This window comes from Rhizobium sp. CG5 (assembly GCF_023701945.1).
In the GTDB taxonomy this organism is placed as follows: Bacteria; Pseudomonadota; Alphaproteobacteria; order Rhizobiales; family Rhizobiaceae; genus Allorhizobium.
On the sequence record NZ_JABAEF010000005.1, the window covers coordinates 136,673 to 151,220 of the forward strand.

17 protein-coding genes are annotated in these 14,548 nt (G+C 62.2%); 7 read left to right on the forward strand and 10 right to left on the reverse strand.

The window, feature by feature from the left end; translation table 11 throughout:
- Positions 1 to 9 precede the first annotated feature (9 nt).
- Together nusB and ribH are read right to left on the reverse strand one after the other, a co-directional pair.
- Positions 10 to 492, reverse strand: a complete 483-nt coding sequence (gene nusB / locus HGO38_RS10410; protein ID WP_250955812.1) for a transcription antitermination factor NusB — start codon at positions 490 to 492, stop codon at positions 10 to 12.
- A 3-nt stretch (positions 493 to 495) separates the two neighbouring features.
- On the reverse strand, positions 496 to 954 hold the full coding sequence (gene ribH, locus HGO38_RS10415) for a 6,7-dimethyl-8-ribityllumazine synthase (RefSeq protein ID WP_250955813.1): 459 nt from the start codon (positions 952 to 954) through the stop codon (positions 496 to 498).
- Between the two features lie 179 nt (positions 955 to 1,133).
- On the opposite strand from ribH, the gene HGO38_RS10420 reads away from it, so the two are divergent.
- The 4 genes from HGO38_RS10420 to HGO38_RS10435 all read left to right on the forward strand — a co-directional run bounded on the left by HGO38_RS10420 (position 1,134) and on the right by HGO38_RS10435 (position 3,850).
- Complete coding sequence (locus tag HGO38_RS10420) at positions 1,134 to 1,634, forward strand: cupin domain-containing protein (protein WP_250955814.1); 501 nt, start codon at positions 1,134 to 1,136, stop codon at positions 1,632 to 1,634.
- A gap of 104 nt (positions 1,635 to 1,738) precedes the next feature.
- Positions 1,739 to 2,026, forward strand: a complete 288-nt coding sequence (locus tag HGO38_RS10425; protein ID WP_250955815.1) for an RcnB family protein — start codon at positions 1,739 to 1,741, stop codon at positions 2,024 to 2,026.
- Positions 2,027 to 2,290: 264 nt separating this feature from the next.
- Complete coding sequence (locus HGO38_RS10430; protein ID WP_250955816.1) at positions 2,291 to 2,656, forward strand: hypothetical protein; 366 nt, start codon at positions 2,291 to 2,293, stop codon at positions 2,654 to 2,656.
- Between the two features lie 285 nt (positions 2,657 to 2,941).
- The gene (locus HGO38_RS10435) at positions 2,942 to 3,850 is read left to right on the forward strand and encodes a hypothetical protein (RefSeq protein ID WP_502941542.1); all 909 of its coding nucleotides are present in this window, start codon (positions 2,942 to 2,944) and stop codon (positions 3,848 to 3,850) included.
- Positions 3,851 to 3,930: 80 nt separating this feature from the next.
- Here HGO38_RS10435 and HGO38_RS10440 read toward each other — a convergent pair whose 3' ends face one another.
- The 7 genes from HGO38_RS10440 to HGO38_RS10470 form a co-directional block, all read right to left on the reverse strand.
- The gene (locus HGO38_RS10440; RefSeq protein ID WP_250955818.1) at positions 3,931 to 4,551 is read right to left on the reverse strand and encodes a riboflavin synthase; all 621 of its coding nucleotides are present in this window, start codon (positions 4,549 to 4,551) and stop codon (positions 3,931 to 3,933) included.
- On the reverse strand, positions 4,551 to 5,828 hold the full coding sequence (ribD, locus tag HGO38_RS10445; RefSeq protein ID WP_250955819.1) for a bifunctional diaminohydroxyphosphoribosylaminopyrimidine deaminase/5-amino-6-(5-phosphoribosylamino)uracil reductase RibD: 1,278 nt from the start codon (positions 5,826 to 5,828) through the stop codon (positions 4,551 to 4,553). Before ribD ends, HGO38_RS10440 begins: the two co-directional genes overlap by 1 nt.
- Positions 5,829 to 5,831: 3 nt before the next feature.
- On the reverse strand, positions 5,832 to 6,308 hold the full coding sequence (nrdR, locus tag HGO38_RS10450; RefSeq protein ID WP_168474486.1) for a transcriptional regulator NrdR: 477 nt from the start codon (positions 6,306 to 6,308) through the stop codon (positions 5,832 to 5,834).
- Between the two features lie 10 nt (positions 6,309 to 6,318).
- Positions 6,319 to 7,608: a serine hydroxymethyltransferase gene (gene glyA / locus HGO38_RS10455; RefSeq protein WP_250955820.1), complete on the reverse strand. Its 1,290-nt coding sequence runs from the start codon at positions 7,606 to 7,608 to the stop codon at positions 6,319 to 6,321.
- 268 nt (positions 7,609 to 7,876) lie between these two features.
- The gene (locus HGO38_RS10460; protein WP_250955821.1) at positions 7,877 to 9,205 is read right to left on the reverse strand and encodes a L,D-transpeptidase family protein; all 1,329 of its coding nucleotides are present in this window, start codon (positions 9,203 to 9,205) and stop codon (positions 7,877 to 7,879) included.
- A 303-nt stretch (positions 9,206 to 9,508) separates the two neighbouring features.
- Positions 9,509 to 10,018, reverse strand: a complete 510-nt coding sequence (ldtR, locus tag HGO38_RS10465) for a transcriptional regulator LdtR (RefSeq protein WP_250955822.1) — start codon at positions 10,016 to 10,018, stop codon at positions 9,509 to 9,511.
- Positions 10,019 to 10,148: 130 nt separating this feature from the next.
- Complete coding sequence (locus HGO38_RS10470; RefSeq protein ID WP_250955823.1) at positions 10,149 to 10,586, reverse strand: DUF6163 family protein; 438 nt, start codon at positions 10,584 to 10,586, stop codon at positions 10,149 to 10,151.
- Positions 10,587 to 10,743: 157 nt separating this feature from the next.
- On the opposite strand from HGO38_RS10470, the gene hemB reads away from it, so the two are divergent.
- The 3 genes from hemB (at position 10,744) to HGO38_RS10485 (ending at position 13,323) form a co-directional block, all read left to right on the forward strand.
- Positions 10,744 to 11,763, forward strand: a complete 1,020-nt coding sequence (gene hemB, locus HGO38_RS10475; RefSeq protein WP_250955824.1) for a porphobilinogen synthase — start codon at positions 10,744 to 10,746, stop codon at positions 11,761 to 11,763.
- 74 nt (positions 11,764 to 11,837) lie between these two features.
- Positions 11,838 to 12,296 (forward strand): RDD family protein, encoded by a 459-nt coding sequence (locus HGO38_RS10480; protein WP_168474477.1) that lies wholly within the window; start codon positions 11,838 to 11,840, stop codon positions 12,294 to 12,296.
- A gap of 265 nt (positions 12,297 to 12,561) precedes the next feature.
- Complete coding sequence (locus HGO38_RS10485) at positions 12,562 to 13,323, forward strand: arginyltransferase (protein ID WP_250955825.1); 762 nt, start codon at positions 12,562 to 12,564, stop codon at positions 13,321 to 13,323.
- Between the two features lie 27 nt (positions 13,324 to 13,350).
- Here HGO38_RS10485 and HGO38_RS10490 read toward each other — a convergent pair whose 3' ends face one another.
- On the reverse strand, positions 13,351 to 14,466 hold the full coding sequence (locus tag HGO38_RS10490; protein WP_250955826.1) for an Acg family FMN-binding oxidoreductase: 1,116 nt from the start codon (positions 14,464 to 14,466) through the stop codon (positions 13,351 to 13,353).
- Positions 14,467 to 14,548 lie beyond the last annotated feature (82 nt).

Sequence of the window (14,548 nt, forward strand, 5' to 3'; positions counted from 1 at the left end):
TCGTTCTGTTTACTTGACGGTCTGAACCCGAACCTGCTTGGCAATGCGATCGAGAACCGCATTGACGAGCTTGGGCTCTTCGTCCTCGAAAAACGCATGGGCGATTTCGACATATTCCGTGACGATCACCGCGATCGGAACGTCCTTGCGCTCCAGCAGTTCGAAAGCGCCGGCGCGCAGAATGGCGCGCACCGTGCTGTCCATGCGCGACAGGGACCAGTCATCCTGCAGAGCCTGGCGGATCAGCGGATCGATGACGGTCTGGTCGCGCACGACGCCGGCGACGATGGAGCGGAACCACGAGGCATCGGCCTTCAGATAGGTATCGCCATCGATTTCCTGGCCGAGCCGGTGCGCCTCATATTCGGCGACCACTTCGAGCACGCCGGTACCGCCGATATCCATCTGATAGAGAGCCTGGACGGCGGCAAGGCGGGCAGCGCCGCGCTGGTTGGCCGTCTTGACCGGCGGCTTGTTGTCTTCCGTCGTCATGGCTCAGCCGCCCAATTTCGTCTTCAGTTCAATCATCGTCAAAGCGGCACGGGCCGCAAAGCCACCCTTGTCCTTTTCCGTCTTGCGCACGCGGGCCCAGGCCTGTGCTTCGTTCTCGACGGTCATGATGCCATTGCCGATCGGCAGGGATTCCGACACGGCCAGATCCATCAGGGCACGGGAGGATTCGGTGGCGACGATGTCGAAATGGAAGGTTTCGCCGCGGATGACCATGCCGAGCGCGACAAAGCCATCATAGTCGGTGCCGCCCTGATCGGCACCATCGAGCGCCATCGAGATGGCTGCGGGAATTTCCAGGGCACCGGGAACGGTGATGACGTCATAGCTGGCGCCGGCGTCGTCCAGTGCGGATTTTGCACCGTCGAGCAGGGCATCGGCCATGTCGTCGTAAAAGCGCGCTTCGACGATCAACAGATGCGGCGCGGATGTGTGGTCTGGCATGATCTTCACCCTAAATCGGACGGAAAATACGGCGAGCGCCGAACAGAGGGCGGTCAAACCACTTCGCACCGCCATTGGCAAGTGTTTTTAGAAAGGCCTGTCGGAAATGCCGCTTTTCTTGCATGGTGCGCCGGCGTTGCCCAACTCCACCCGCCTTGCCGCCGCAAAAGGATACTCCCATGCCGGATCCTGCCAAATCGATCATTACGCTGCGCGACCTGGCGCTTGAGCCGTTTTCGCAAGGGGCATTCTACGCCGGTGCCGGAGCCACCCTCGGCCCGATGCTTGGCCTCAAGGGCCTCGGCCTCAGCTATAGCGAGGTGCCGCCCGGCAAGTCCTCCTGTCCGTTCCACAATCACCATGTCGAAGACGAAGTCTTCGTCATCCTGTCAGGACGGGGAACCTACCGGCTGGGTGCCGAGCGGCTGGACTGCAAGGCGGGCGATGTGCTGGGGGCGCCGGCCGGCGGGCCTGACACGGCGCACCAGATCATCAATACGGGCGACGAGCCGCTGATCTATCTGGCGGTCTCGACCAAGGCGAAGACCGAAGTGGTCGAATATCCCGACTCGGGCAAGGTGCTGACCAAGACCAGCGATGCCGAGGGCCGGCCGGTGTTCCGCCAGATGGTCCGGCCGACAGGGTCGCTCGATTACTGGGACGGCGAGCCCGGCAGCTGAGCGGCTGAGCACCGCACATAGTTATGTTACATAATTTTAATGATTCATAACCGGATCAATTCCGCAGGTGGCGCGTTTTGGCATCATTGATGAAAGGAACTGATATGAATAAAATGATCGTCGCCCTGATGGGCGCCTCTTTTCTCTTCACCCCCGCTGCCTTTGCCCAGGAACAGAAGAAGCCGCCGGCAGGCCAGCAGCAGCAGCCCGTGGTTATCGAGAAGGGCAAGATGCTGCCGGCTGACCATCGTGGCCAGCGGGTCTCGGACAAGGATATCAAGCAGCGCAAGCTGCGCAATCCCGGACAGGGCGAGCGCTGGGTCGAGGTGGACGGCACTTTTGTGCTGATCAATGTCGCGACCGGCATGATCGTCAGTTCCATGGGCAGGTAACGGCACTCTGTCTTTAGACAGGATTGCCAGCAAACGCGGTCTTCGGGCCGCGTTTTTTTGTGCCATGACAGGCTCCCGCAGTTCGCTTAAAAAGCGCCTGCGCGGCCGCCTGGAATCGGGCAAATTGATGGCTGTCAAAATGAATTATTCTTAATACAATTCAAAGGCTTATTTCCAGAAAAAGCCGCAATCGGATCCAATATCTCTCCTTGCACGGCCACCGGGAATGGTCCCGACCGCAGGTTTCATTGAAAGGAAAAAACGATGAATCCCTTTGCGAAAATTGCCAGCGCCACCCTTATGTCCGCCATCGCCTTCGGCAGCTACAGCTATGCGTCCGATGCCAAAACGATGTTGATAACACCGCAGCAGATCGACGCCATCGTGAAAAACGACAAGGCGCCACGCTTCGACGTCGCGACCCTCGACTCGCTCGACAGGCACGACCCGGTCTATACCCGCTACAATGATCGAGATCCGGCCAAGTCGGAGGAGAGCCTCGAACTGCAGGCTTCCATCAAGGCCAACACGGTGCTCCTAAACGACCTGAGGGCCCAGCAGGTCGAGGTCGACAACATCGTCGCTGCCGCACAGGCAGCCGATGGCAGCCTGACGATCTACGTTCGCTGATCCCTGTCTCGACCCCGTTCCAAGTTCCGGTATGGCCCCTGCGCGATGATGGCGCGGGGGCCGAATGCGTTTTCAGCGCTCTGTTTTCAAGGAACAAAACCTCGGCTCCGAGGTTATGGCGACAACGAGGGTGGCGGTGTTGCTCTTCGTTCTTTGCAAAATAAAACGCAGCATTGCTGACAGGAGGACATCATGGGTCGCGGTATTTTACTCTGGTTTCTCGGGATCCCGATCCCGCTCATTATTCTTATCATGCTGTTCTGGCGCTAGGGGATGGAGATGGCCATTCCAGTCTCCTCCACGTCCGCTTCCGGCTCCGTAATGCCGGTGGAATCATCGAAATCCGGCGTCTCCTGGGGCGCCATCATTGCCGGCGCCGTGGCGGCTTCGGCGGTCACCGTGGTTCTGCTGCTGGTCGGCTCGGGCATTGGCCTCACCATGGTGTCGCCGTTTGCCGGCGAGAGCAGCTCGCTCGTCACCATTGGTGCTGCCACAGCCGTCTGGCTGATTGTCGTGCAATGGCTGTCGGCTGGCCTCGGTGGTTATCTGACCGGCCGTCTGCGGACCAAATGGGTCGGCGTGCATACGGACGAAGTTTTCTTCCGTGACACCGCCCATGGCTTTCTCGGCTGGGCGCTCGGCACACTGCTGGTGGCCGGCGTCCTGACATCGGCTGTCTCGTCGGCCATCGGCGTCGGTGTGCAGGCAACGGCAACTGCCGCCGGCGCAACCGGTGCTGCCGGTGTCGCCGCCGCGTCGCAGGCCGATCCGAGTGCCAGCGGCTTCTCGGTCGATTATTTCACCGATTCGCTGCTGCGCCCGGCAAATCCTGCGGCCGCTCCGGCTGGACAGGCCGACGAACAGGTCACCGCACAGGTCTCGCGGATCCTGGTCAATGGCGCCGTCGAAGGCACCATGCCGGACGCTGACAAGACCTATCTGTCGCAGGTCGTGGCAGCGCGCACCGGTCTGACAGAGGCCGATGCCCGCACACGGGTCGATGCAACGCTTGCCACGATCGAGGAAACCAAGGTCGCAGCACAAGAAGCTGCCGATACCGCCAAGAAGACGGCCACCACCGTCGCTCTCGTCGGCGCCCTGTCGCTCATGGTCGGCGCCTTCATCGCCAGCGTTGCCGCGGCCCTTGGCGGTCGCCAGCGGGACGAAGAAGAAGACCTGATCGTCGTTCGTTAAGCCGACGACATTCCCAAACAGACAAGGCCCGGGCGGCATCACTGCCCGGGCCTTTCCCATGTTTAAATCAGCTTGCCCCTCTATTCCGGCCGGGAACCCGGAAACTCCGCAAGCCTTGCGGCATAACGCGCCATGGTATCAACTTCGAAATTGACGAAGTCGCCGGCCTTGCGCTCGCCCCAGGTGGTCACTTCCAGCGTGTGACGGATCAGCAGCACATCGAAATCGCAATGATCGACCTTGTTGACGGTCAGCGAGGTGCCGTCGAGCGCCACGGAGCCCTTGGGCGCCACGAAGCGCGCCAGAGGTTCGGGCACCCGCAGGGTGTAGCGCGTCGCATCGCCTTCTGACGTGACCGAAATGATCTCCGCCTTGCCGTCGACATGGCCGGAGACGATATGGCCGCCGAGTTCGTCGCCGATCTTCAGCGACCGCTCCAGATTGATATGGGTGCCCTTGCTCCAGGTGGCGATCGTGGTCAGACGCAGCGCCTCTTCCCAGGCCTCGACCTCGAACCAGCGGGCATTGCTGCCCTCGTCCGGCAGACCGGTCACGGTCAGGCAGGTGCCGGAATGGGCGATCGAGGCGCCCATGGCGATGGTGGCGGGATCGTAATTGGTGGCGATCCTGAGCTTCACACCTTCTTTTAAAGGGGTAACGCTCTCAACGGTGCCGATATCGGTGACAATGCCGGTAAACATCAAAACGCTCTTTCAAAACAAGTGCAGATGTCCGCGCCGAACTGCTTTGTGCCACGGCGGGAGAATTCATCCGGTATATTGGCTGTTGTCAGCGGCGATGCAATGCCGTCCGCACCGATTTTGTCCGGCCCTTGGAACAGCAGGATACGATCGACGAGACCCGCGTCCAGAAAGGCTTTGGCGGTTGCCGCCCCGCCTTCGACCAGCACGGAGGAAATGCCCCGCACAGCGAGCGTCATCAGCAAATCAGCAAGCGTGGTCGCCTGCACGATTTCGACGCCGGCGGACCGAAGAGCGGCGCCGCGGTGAGTGAGGTCGACGGAATAGTTGGTGGTCTCGATACCCCCCTCTGTCCTGCCGGACATCTCCCCCTCAAGGGGGGAGATCAATGCGCGGACGCCGATCGTTTCAACAATCTCAGAGGTATCTGCGGAAGCGAGCGCCCGCCCCGACTCGATCTCCCCCCTTGAGGGGGAGATGCCCGGCAGGGCAGAGGGGGGTACCCCAGCCTCGGCAGATCTTCCATCCGTCACCAAAAATACTGGCACATCCTGCGCCGTCTGCACCAGTTTCGACGTCAGCGGCAGCTCCAGCCGCCGGTCGAGCACGATGCGAACCGGCGAACGCGCCTCCAATCCCGGAATGCGCACCGTCAGTTCCGGATCGTCGGCCAGCGCCGTGCCGATGCCGACCAGGATCGCATCCGTCTCGGCCCGCAGGGCGTGGACCACGGCACGCGACCGATCGCCGGTGATGCGGACCTGGCCGGCGCCTGCCCGGCCGAGCATGCCGTCAACGGAGACGGCAAGCTTCAGAATCACATAGGGACGTTTTTGCGTCTGGCGGGAGAGGTAGTAGGCCAGTGCCCGGCGGGCCGGCTGCTCCAGGACGCCCACCGTCACCGCTATGCCGGCATCCTCAAGAATCTTCAGGCCGCGGCCCGAGACGCGCGGATCGGGATCGGTGACCGCCACGACGACGCGGGCTATGCCGGCCTCTACCAGCGCATGGGCGCAAGGGGGCGTGCGGCCGTGATGGGAACAGGGCTCCAGCGTCACATAGGCTGTTGCCCCCCTCGCCTGCTCTCCGGCATCGGCCAGCGCCTCGGTTTCGGCATGGGGTCGACCGCTTAAGGCCGTCACGCCGCGGCCGACGATCCTGTCATCCTTGACGATGATGCAGCCGACGGAGGGATTGGTGGAGGTCTGTCCGAGATGGGTCAGCGACAGGCGGATTGCGGCCGCCATGTAGCGCCGGTCATGGGAGAAGCCGGACAAGGCTCACTCCCCACCGCTGTCGCGGGAGATCTTTGCGTTGATTTCGGCGATGACGTTTTCGAAATCCTCGGCGTGGGAAAAGTCGCGATAGACCGAGGCATAGCGCACGAAGCCGACGTCATCGAGGCTTTTGAGGGCTTCCAGCACCTGCAGGCCGATTTCCTCGGACGAAATCTCCGTCTCGCCGGAGCTTTCCAGCCGGCGCACGATGCCCGACACCGCCCGCTCGATGCGGTCGCGGTCGACGGGGCGCTTGCGCAGTGCGATCTCGAAGGACCGCACCAGCTTGTCGCGCGCGAACGGCACCTTGCGGCCGGTCTTTTTCAGGACCATCAATTCGCGCAGTTGCACCCGCTCGAACGTCGTGAAACGGCCGCCACAATCAGGACAGATGCGACGCCGGCGGATGGAGGTGTTATCCTCCGCCGGACGCGAGTCCTTGACCTGGGTATCGTCAGATCCGCAGAAGGGGCAGCGCATCGGCTCTCCTTTAAAGGTACGGATACATCGGGAAGCGGCCGGTCAAGGCGACGACCTTTTCGCGCACCGATGCTTCCACCGCCGCATTACCCTCATCCGAATTGGCGACCTTCAGGCCGTCGAGAACTTCGACGATCAGGTTGCCGATCTCGCGGAACTCGGCTTCCTTGAAGCCGCGGGTCGTACCGGCCGGCGTGCCGAGACGGACACCGGAGGTGACGAAGGGCTTTTCAGGATCAAACGGGATGCCGTTCTTGTTGCAGGTGATGTAGGCGCGGCCAAGGGCAGCCTCGGCACGCTTGCCGGTGGCGTTCTTCTTGCGCAGGTCGACCAGCATCAGGTGGTTGTCGGTACCGCCGGAGACAATGTCGAGGCCGCCGGCCACCAGCGTTTCCGACAGGGCCTTGGCGTTCTTGACGATCTGGGCGGCGTAATCCTGAAACTCGGGCTGCAGCGCTTCACCGAAGGCCACGGCCTTGGCAGCGATGACATGCATCAGCGGGCCGCCCTGCAGGCCGGGGAAGACGGCCGAGTTGAACTTCTTCGCCAGATCCTCGTCATTGGTCAAGATCATGCCGCCGCGCGGTCCGCGCAACGACTTGTGGGTCGTGGTGGTGGCAACGTGGCAGTGCGGGAATGGCGACGGATGCTGGTTGCCGGCAACCAGACCCGCAATATGCGCCATGTCGACCATCAGCCAGGCACCGACTTCATCGGCGATCTCGCGGAAACGCTTCCAGTCCCAGGTGCGGGAATAGGCGGTGCCGCCGGCGATGATGAGCTTGGGCTTATGGGTGCGGGCCGATTCGGCCACGGCATCCATATCAAGCAGGTTGTCGCCCTGACGCACACCGTAGGACACGACGTTGAACCACTTGCCGGACATGTTGACCGGCGAACCGTGGGTCAGGTGGCCGCCGGAATTGAGGTCGAGGCCCATGAAGGTGTCGCCGGGCTGCAGCAGCGCCAGGAACACGGCCTGGTTCATCTGCGAACCTGAGTTCGGCTGCACGTTGGCGAAATTGACGCCGAACAGCTTCTTGGCGCGCTCGATGGCGAGTTCTTCGGCGATATCGACGAACTGGCAGCCACCGTAATAGCGCTTGCCCGGATAGCCCTCGGCATATTTGTTGGTCATGATCGAGCCCTGCGCTTCCAGCACGGCGCGCGACACGATGTTTTCAGACGCGATCAGTTCGATCTCGTGGCGTTGCCGACCGAGCTCCTTTTCAATCGCGCCAAAAATGTCCGGATCGGCTTCGGCCAGCGGGCGGGAGAAGAAGGCATCGGTGTTCGACATGATGGCAGGCTCCTGGACGGGTTGATGCCAAGGGGTCTTAACGTTCCGCAAGGCCGAGAGCAATACGGGGAACGACATTTGCGCATCAAAGAGCGATGGACGGTCGAAAGGCCGCAGATTGCCGTTTGATGGAAGACACAGACGCCCGGATCAGGGGCAAGATTGGGCTGGGCAGGTGTTGTTCGGCGCTGTCCAACGGGTGCAAGCCGACATGAAAAAGCCGCGCTCCTTGCGGGGCGCGGCCGATGTCTTCACCGTCAGACGGCGATTATTGCGGCAGGATGTCGTCTTCGACCGAACCGGACACCTGTTCGACACCGATATTGGTCTGCAAAGCCAGCTGCTGATCGCCATCCAGTTCATAGATGTCATCGCGGAACTGCACGACCCGGTCCTTGGCCGACCAGGCGGTGATGTAGACCCAGTGCACGCCGATCTCGTCGGCGACCTGGATGGGCGTATTGACGCGGCTGGCGATCACCCGCTCGATCTGCTGGCGGTTCCAGCCAGGGGTGTTTTTCAGAATCCAGACGATCAGGTCGCGAACGTTCTGAACGCGCACGCAGCCGGAGGATTCAAAGCGCATCAGCTTGTTGAACAGGCCTTGCGTCGGGGTGTCATGCATATAGACGGCATCGGGGCTCGGGAAGTTGATCTTCGTCGAGGACATGGCGTTGATCTTGCCCGGATCCTGGCGGAACATCAGGTTCGGCGCCTTTGGCGCAAACCAGTCGATGGTCTCAGGTGCGACTTCCTGGCCCTGGCCGTCGATCAGGCGAATATTGTTGCGGGCGAGATAGGTCGGGTCCTTCTGCATCAGCGGCACGATGTCCTTTTCGACGATCGAGCGCGGCGCGGTCCAGTAAGGATTGAGGATGATGTCGGAGACCTTCGAACTGACCAGCGGCGACGGGCGGCTGATGCGACCGACGATCGCGGAGTTGCGCAGTGCGACCTGGTCGTTCTCGACCGCCTCGACATAGGCAGCCGGAATGTTGACGACGATGTAGCGCGCCTCCAGCGGCTTGGCGGTGGTGTCCTGCAGGCGCTGGAAGTTGACGTTGAGCTGGTTGAGGCGAACGTCTGCCGAGATGTTGAGGGCCTTGAGCGAGAACTCGCCGAGCACGCCGTCTTCCGGCAGGCCGTGACGCGACTGGAAGCGCTTGACGGCACCGTCGACATAGCTGTCGAAGGAATTCGACATGCCGGCCGAGCGCGGCAGATCGCCCGAGATCATCAGGCGCTGGCGAAGCGCCTGCACCGAGGGATCGACGGCGCCGAGGCGCAGCTTGATGCTCGGATTGACCTGCGGCCAGCCGCCGCTCGACACGATCTCCTGATAATCGGTGATCGCCTGCTGCATGTTGATGAAATTGCCGGGGCTCAGCATCGGATTGTTCGAAACGACGCCGGCCACCGTGCGCGATGCCTTGGCGTCGAACTGGTCGTCCCAGTTGCCGCGACGCGGAGCGTTGATCAGCTCGTCGATCGCCGTCTGGGCCATGGCCTGGCCTGCCAGTGTCGTTGCCGCTGCTGCCGCTACACCACGCAGCAAAGCGCGACGCGAGACGTCAACCATTCCTGTCTTTTTCGACATTTTCTACCGCTTCCTATTCCGCCATCATCCCACGGGCTTACACGCACATGGTTAAGAAAAAGCGACGAACACGCGCCGCCGACCAGCCGGTCCGGACCTTTTGACGCCCATTGGACGATGCCCCGACCCTTAGAACCTAACCCCAGCGGCTCCCATATCAATATGGCCAAAGCGTGTCAGGTAGGTTGCAGTCACGAGAGTGTGTTGCGGTTGTGCCGTGGGGCGGATGTCAAAAACGACGAGCGGCCGGATACGCGTCATGCGTACCCGGACCGAGCTCCAGTCGGAGGAAACGGTAAGGCCTTAGAGGCGATACATGATCGAGTCGTTCCAGAAACGGTCGAGGCGCTGCAGCAGCTTGTTCATGTTGGTGAACTCGTCCGTGCCGATGCCGCCGACCTTCTGGATCGAGCCGACATGGCGGTCGTAGAGCTTGGCCACGGTCTCGGCAACGTCCTGGCCCTGTTCCGTCAGGCTGATGCGAACCGAGCGACGGTCGACGCGCGAACGGGAGTGGTTGATGAAGCCGAGGTCGACCAACTTCTTGACGTTGTAGGAGACGTTGGAGCCGAGATAGTAGCCGCGCGAGCGCAGTTCGCCGGCGGTCAGTTCCGAATTGCCGATGTTGAACAGCAACAGGGCCTGGACGGCATTGACGTCGTTGCGTCCCTGGCGATCGAACTCGTCCTTGATGACGTCGAGCAGGCGGCGGTGAAGACGTTCCACCAGGTGCAGGGATTCCATGTACAGAGAACGGATGGTCTGTTCTTCAGGATCGATGGCGATCGGCTGTGGCTTGATTTTCGTGTTCATTGTGTCTGCCTCACTGTTTAAGTGGCGGTTCTTGTTGTTTTGCCCGCCTTGAGAGACACACTATCCAATGCGAATAAAATTCTACTTAAAACGCAGGCTTAACAGGAACTTACCATCTGCCGACCTCGCATCAGGGTAAATCAACTGTTATCTCCTGGGCCTTGTGTCGCTTTTCAAGCCAGAGGGCGACGCGAAAGACGATATAGACAAGCGCCACCAGCAGGTGCATCGGCACGACCAGCGCGTAGCGGCCAAAAATCTCCGGCCAGACGCCGTGCATCAGCCCCTGGGCACCGGCGGTGACGATCCATATGACAGGCCCCCAGGACCCGGCCACCCACAGCCCAAGGGCTGCAACAGGGAAGCCGCCCGCCAGGCTGGAGGCTGCCACCCGCCATGGCACGCTGAGCAGATCGAAGCGCGCATGGCCCTGCAGCGAATAGCCGACCAGCATGGACCAGTACTGGATACCCAGCCACAGGCACGAGATCGCCACGATGCGCAGAAATAAGACAAACAGCGTATCGGTCAGGCTTCGTTTTGGCACATGGGCAGAATCAGGTTTCATGTTTGCAAGGATAGGCGCAGCGACGATCTGCCGCCAGTCACAAGGCCTCGAAGGCAGCGCCTGGAGTGTGCAAAACTTTTCCGCCATGATATGCAGCCCGCATATCCGATCACTATTCGGCCGATTTCGGGCTTACAGACAGCGGGGGCGCAAATCCATGCAGGACAAGATTCATCTGGTCGACGAAATCACCGGCCATCGCCGCATGCGGCGCAACCGCAAGGCCGACTGGACACGCCGCCTGGTGCAGGAAAACCGGCTGACCGTCGACGACCTGATCTGGCCGATCTTCGTCATTCCCGGCACCGGCATCAGCGAGCCGATTGCCGCCATGCCCGGCGTCAACCGCATGACCGTCGACAAGGCCGTGGAAGCGGCAAAGGCTGCCGCCGATCTCGGCATTCCGGCGCTCGCCACCTTTCCCAATATCGACATGGACCTGCGCGACGACACCGGCTCGCAGATCCTGGTCGCCAATAACCTGATCAACCAGACGACGGCTGCCATCAAGAAGGCGGTGCCCAATATCGGCATTATCACCGATGTGGCGCTCGACCCGTTCACCAGCCACGGCCATGACGGCATCCTGCGTGGCGATGACATCGTCAACGACGAAACGGTCGACCAGATCGTCAAGGCAGCGATCCTCCAGGCCGATGCGGGCGCCGACATCATCGCACCCTCCGACATGATGGACGGCCGCATCGGCGCCATCCGCCGGGGACTGGATGCCAGCGGCCACCAGTCGGTCGGCATCATGGCCTACGCGACAAAATTTTCCTCCGGCTTCTACGGTCCCTACCGCGAGGCGATCAGCACCAGCCGCCTGCTGAAAGGCGACAAGAAGTCCTATTATATCGATCCGGCCAACGGCACCGAGGCGATCCGCGATGCGGCCCTCGATGTCGAGGAAGGCGCCGACATGCTGATGGTCAAGCCCGGCCTGCCCTATCTGGACATCTGTTGGCGGCTGAAGGAAAATTTCGGCCTGCCGGTCTTCGCCTATCAGGTGTCCGGCGAATATACCCAGATCAAGGCGGCTGCCATGAATGGCTGGATCGACGGCGATCGGGTGATGCTGGAGACGCTGTTGTGCTTCAAGCGGGCCGGCTGCGACGGAATCTTGAGCTATTTCGCCATGGATGTTGCGAAGATGCTCGACAAGCGCGGCGGCTGATCTGCGCTTGCGGATTGTAATTGCGGCGGCTGCTCCCCATATTTTGGTGGAATAACGCGAAAGGAAGCCGCCCCATGAGCCTCGATCCGAACCCGTCCTATGCAGCGCCTGAAGACTGGCGCGCTTATAGCGGCGTGCTGTCGCGCCGCGTGTTCGCCTTCCTGATCGACTATCTGCTGGTGGCAGCCCTGTGGGTGCCGGCGGCGGTGCTGGTGTTCTTTCTCGGCATCCTGACGCTGGGGCTCGGCTTCCTGCTCTATCCGATCCTGTTCTTCGTCGTTGCCGGTCTCTATTTCGGCCTGTCGCTGGCCGGTCCTTCGCAGGCAACGCCCGGCATGCGGGCCATGGGCATCGCGATGATCCGGCTTGATGGCCAGAAGATCGACTTCATCACGGCCATCGCCCATCTGGCGCTGTTCTGGATCCTCAATTCGGTGCTGACGCCGCTGATCCTGCTGGCCGGCCTCTTTACCGAGCGTTCGCGTCTGGTGCACGACCTGTTGATCGGCACCGCTTCGATCCGCACGAACTGACCCATCCAACGACTGACGGAGCGGCCCTTTGGTGCCGCTCCTTTTTCGAGCGCGGTCGGTCGCGAATCGGCCTGCCGTCAGACCCCGGCGCCCTGCTCCCCTCGCTTCTTGCGGCCCTTGCCGCCCGACCCATCGGGTGAACGCCGCCCAGACCGGGCCTTTTGCAGGCAACAGGCCCCTCATGGCCATCATCCGGTTGACGTTTTTCATTCTTTCGCCATGCTAATGCAATCTGGCGTCCAGCACGGCCCACGGCACAGGTGAGATGAACACACAGACACCGACCTCTCCGCAATTCTATCTCACGGCACCGGCTGTCTGCCCGTACCTGCCCGGAGAAATGGAGCGCAAGGTCTTCACCCATCTGGTCGGCCCGCGCGCCACCGACATGAACGACCTTTTGACCCAGGGCGGCTTTCGCCGGTCGCAGAACATCGCCTACCGGCCGGCCTGCGAATCCTGCCGGGCCTGCGTCTCGGTGCGCATCCTTGCCAAGGAATTCACGCCGACGCGCTCGATGCGCCGCGTCGTCGCCGACAACCAGGATATCGTCGCCACCGCCTTTCCCGCCCAGCCCTCCACCGAACAGTTCTCGATCTTCCGCCGCTATCTTGACCATCGCCATCAGAATGGCGGCATGTCGGATATGTCAGCGCTGGATTTTGCTATCATGGTGGAAGACACCCATGTGCGCACCCGGCTGATCGAATACCGGCTGCGACCGACCGGGCCGCACCAGGACAAGGGCGAGCTGATCGGCGTCGCCCTGTCGGACATGATGAGCGACGGGCTATCGATGGTCTATTCGTTCTTCGATCCGGCCTTTGCCAAGCGCTCGCTCGGCACCTTCATGGTGCTCGATCACATCACCCGGGCCCAGACGCTCGGCCTGCCGCATGTCTATCTCGGCTATTGGGTCAAAGGCTCGCGCAAGATGGACTACAAGATCCGCTTCCAGCCGCAGGAACACCTGACCAACCAGGGCTGGGAACGGGTGGTCGCCGCGCCTGACACGGACGGCGACTGACGGCGCAAATCCTGTCAAACAGGTGGTTCAGGCGACCAGAACCGCCTCGACCGGACGGCGCGCCGAAAACGGCAGGACCTGGCTGGTTCGGCCGAAACGCAGGACGAGATCCGGGCGTCGGCCCGAAAGCCCCGACATCTCAGCCAATTGCGGCCGCAGGCCGGCCACTTCGACGGGCTGGTTGACGAAGGCGGTCTTCAGGCCAAGGGCGGTTGCCATCAGGCAGAAGCGCTGGCAGGCCCGGCCGACCGCCATCCAGCCGGCGGGACCTTCACTGACGGCCGACAACACGGCGACGCCGGCCGAACTGTCCATATGGCGGGCATATTTGTCGTTTTCCGCCGGGGCCTTGAACACCAGGTCGAAGGCAATGCGGCCCAGCCATTCCGGCAGGGCGGGATTGCCGCTGGCGGCCGCATAGAGGCCGTCCCCGGTCTCGCGGGCGCGTTTCGGGCTGAAGCGCAACCAGTCCTTCAACTCCCGCAGGAAGGCCGGGTCGGCCAGCTGCGCCTCGTTGCCGGAGATGACGAGATCACGCACCGCATTGATCTGCGGCCGCTCGGTCAGCAGCACCAGATCGACGCCCGGCACCTGCGACGCCGTCTTCAGATGCGCCAGGTCTTCCGCGGCGACGGATTTGCCGTCATAAAGCGCGCGACAGGACTGGCGGTGGGGAATGGCGTCAAACATCGCCGCATCGTCGGCGCCCGGCGTGACTGTGCCGGACAAGGTGACCGAGGCCCCGGTCTGCCCGTCCTCGCTGATCCCGACATTCGTCCCCTGCCCGCTGGCGCCGGCGGCCAGCACCAGATTTTCGAGCGCGCAGCCGAGGCTGACGTAGAGATGATGATCGTCTGGATCGACCACCGGGGTGCGGCGGGCAGTATCGGGGGAAATCGCGATCTCGTCCGGGCCGATCCGGAAGCGCCAGGGCTGGGTATTGTGGCCGCTGGCCGCCAGCGTCGCATAACGCACCAGCGCGCGGGCATCGGAAGGCCCGGACAAAGCCGCCCGCTGATCCTCCACATAGTGCCGGTAAGCCTCGGCCGAGGTGCGGACATCCAGCACGGAGGCCCCGACGCCCAGCGCCAGCGCGCCGCCTGCGCCGGTCAAAACTGCGCGTCTGCTGATGGATCGGGGCATCGGCCGTCACTCCTGTCGTCAAACGAAGACTATCCGCTGCGATAGGCGCGACCTTGATCCCGGTCAAGCAAGGAGGCCGATT